Annotated in this window: 3 protein-coding genes; 2 read left to right on the forward strand and 1 reads right to left on the reverse strand. The window is 64.5% G+C overall.

Features of this window, described 5'->3' with window-relative positions:
* The coding region (locus tag EN949_RS34245) for an inverse autotransporter beta domain-containing protein (protein ID WP_245472578.1) at nucleotides 1-813 on the reverse strand (813 nt) is incomplete at its 3' end.
* A 329-nt stretch (nucleotides 814-1,142) separates the two neighbouring features.
* Between EN949_RS34245 and EN949_RS34250 the strand changes: the two genes are divergently transcribed.
* Both EN949_RS34250 and EN949_RS34255 read left to right on the forward strand, forming a co-directional pair.
* Entirely contained in the window at nucleotides 1,143-1,673 is a 531-nt protein-coding gene (locus EN949_RS34250; protein WP_064992655.1) for an invasion associated locus B family protein, read from the forward strand.
* A gap of 68 nt (nucleotides 1,674-1,741) precedes the next feature.
* Nucleotides 1,742-2,980, forward strand: a complete 1,239-nt coding sequence (locus EN949_RS34255) for a Xaa-Pro peptidase family protein (RefSeq protein ID WP_127367070.1) — start codon at nucleotides 1,742-1,744, stop codon at nucleotides 2,978-2,980.
* Nucleotides 2,981-3,044 lie beyond the last annotated feature (64 nt).

A 3,044-nucleotide genomic window follows, 5' to 3' on the forward strand; every position in this document is an offset into this window, starting at 1 on the left:
CAGCCGCACACTGCCGGCGAACTGGGTGTCGTCGCGATTGTCGTTGCGGACCTCGCCGGCGAAGACCAGTTCCGTGTTGCTGCCGAAGACATCGCCGATCGTATACTCGAAGCCGGCCTTGGCGCCGGTGACGCTGCCGTCGTCGCCATGCGGATCCTCGAAATGATAGCCGCCAATGTCGAGCCGCAGCGAATGCTTGTCGGGCAGGTTGACCGGCACCTGCGCGCCGATCTCGGCCTCGATGCCCCATGCCGCGTAATCGCGGTGGTCGAGGACCGAGATCTGCTCGATCAGCTGGTTGCTGACCATCGACAGGGTCGAACTGGTCGAGTGATCCGTCGAATCACCCTTGATCGGCAGATAGACGTTCACATGCGCATCGAAATGAGGCGTGATCGCCTCGGCGCCCAGCGTGGCCGCGGTGAACTGGGTGGAGTTGTAGTTCTCGAGATTGAGATAGGCGTAGCCGCCGATCATCAGGTCCGGGTTGACGATGCGGCGAATGCCGAGGCCGACATCCTGGCCGGAACCATCCTTGAAATCGTGCTTGGCCCGGACATCCAGGAACAGCACGGATTCGGCCGTCTGCTTGAGCGGGATGAAACCTTCGAGCGCGCCGTTGCCGCCATTGTTGTCGGCGCCGATGATGGCGCGGATCTGCGGCTGCCATAGCCCGTTGGGATCGCCATAGGCGGCCATGCCTGAAAGGCCGAGCGCCAGCGTCGTCAGTGCCGTCGTCTTCCAGAGATGCCTGGCGATTCGCGAACGGCGATAGCCGGCGTGCACGCGGAAATCCTCCCCACGCGCCGCCATCTCACCAACTTGCCGAGGCGTCTCGGTAGTTCCCATCCCTGGCGAGTCCTTCGGGGACTGCACGCACCCCGTGTAAAATCTTACTCGAATTCTATTGTATAGCGAGTCTCCGGCGCTTCGATTTCTGAGGGCCTCCTGCAATATTGTTCGTTGTATCCGAAAAGCCACAGTAATTTCGCCGGCTTGCTTGCCTCCTGCTCGGCTTTCGGAACAGTCGCGGGTGTTGTATCAAGCCATGCTCGGGAGAATACCGGGCGCGGCGAGGAAACATGCAAGGCATCCGGCAAAACAACATGACATTTACTTTAGCTAGATCTAATTTACTCGGCATGGCCGCGGGACTGGCCGCCCTGTGGCTTGCTCTGGCCACCGGCCCAGCCCTCGCCGAAGATGCCAAGCCGGCCCAGCCAAAGCCGGCTGAAAGCAATGCAAAACCGGCCGATGCCAATCCGTGGGCGGTGAACTGCTCCAGCGGTTCGGCGACCACCGAGCTTCAGTGCCAGCTTTCGCAGAACCTGACCGAGGCCAAGACCGGGCAGCGCGTGCTGACCGTGACCGTGCGCCGCGACAACGGCAATGGCAGTCTCGCCATGCTGCTTGCCCTGCCGCACGGCCTGTTCCTGCCGTCCGGCGCCTCCTTCCAGATCGATCAGGGCCAGAAGACGACGATTGCCATCCAGACCAGCGACCAGAACGGCGCCTATGCCGCCACGCCGCTGTCGGCGGATCTCATCAAGGCCATGAAGTCGGGGACCAATCTGAACATCGGCATGGAATCGGTCACCCGCAAGCCGGTCACCATCCCGGTGTCGCTGGCTGGCTTCACCGCCGCCGTCGCCAAGCTGGAATCGATCAAGTAGCTGTTGTCAGCGGCTTGATTGTACGCACCCGGAATGCTCCGTTGCCGCTTCGGACAGTGGAGAAACCCATGACAGGCTTTGTCGACCGCCAGCGCGCTGCGCAACTGATGGACCGCGCCGGCATCGAGGCGCTGGTGCTGTGCGCGCCCGAGGCCTTCCACTATGCGACCGGAGCCTCGATCGGCCCGGCGGGACTGTTCCGGCGCGCCGGCGCCGGCTTTGTCGTCATCCCGGCTGGCCGAGACCTGCCGATCGGCGTCGTGGTGGCGGACTTCAATGCGGGACAATTGCAGCGGGTTCTGCCGGACGCTGTTATCCGCAGCCACCCGATCTGGATCGAAGCCGCCACGCTGGACGCCTCGACGTCAGGGCAAGGGTTGCCGCAACGCATCGAGGCCGGCCTTGCCGGCCGGGCGCCGGGTTTTTCTCGGCCCGCCACATTCGAACTCGCCCGTGCCGTCGACGAGCTGAAGCAGATCCTGACCGGGTTTGGGCTCGGGCGCGCAAGGGTCGGCGTCGACCTCGATTTTGTTCCCGCCGCCGATTTCTCGGTCATGCAGGCGCTGCTGCCGGCCTGCACGATGGTCGACGGCTCGGCCGTGCTCGACAGGTTGCGGGCCATCAAGTCGCCGCGCGAGATCGACCTGCTGCAGCAAGGCATCATCCTGTCGGAAGCGGGGCTGGAGCGGCTGCAGGTCGATGCGATGGCCGGCATGCGCCAGGCCGATCTCATTGCCCTCTACCGGCAAGGTGTCGCCACGGCCGCGGCCGGACTGTCCCATCCGGTCCAAACTGCCGAATATGTGACGCTGGGCGCTCGGGCCAAAGATGCCGATGCGAAAGCGATGCCTGGCGATCCGCTGAAGTGCGACATGGTCTGCACGGTCGGCGGCTACGGCTCCGACATGTCGCGCAACTTCACCTTCGGGCCGCCATCCGCCGAGCAGGCCGAACTGCACGCCATTGCCGAGCGGGCCTTTGACGACGGGCTGGCGTCCCTTGTTGCGGGAACCACGCTCGCCCACGTGCATCGCGTCGCCACCGACAGCCTGGCGCGGCAAGGGCTGCGCACCTACCGCCGCGGCCATTTCGGCCATGGCGTCGGCCAGTCGGTGTTTTCCGAACAATGGCCGTTCATCGCCGCCGACAGCGATGTCGTGATCGAAGCCGGCATGGTGCTGGCCTTCGAGATCCCGCTCTACATAGACGGCCTCGCCAGCTTCAATCTCGAGGACCAGTTCCTGATCACGCCGGACGGGCCCAAGCCGATGAACCGACTGCCGAGGCGGCTGGAGAGGATTGGATAGCGAGCGCGGGTCACTGCAGGGGCAGCGCTCTACGGCGCCCCCCTCTGCCCTACCGGGCATCTCC

It is taken from the genome of Mesorhizobium sp. M7A.F.Ca.US.007.01.2.1 (assembly GCF_003998165.1).
GTDB classification, from domain to species: Bacteria; Pseudomonadota; Alphaproteobacteria; order Rhizobiales; family Rhizobiaceae; genus Mesorhizobium; species Mesorhizobium ciceri.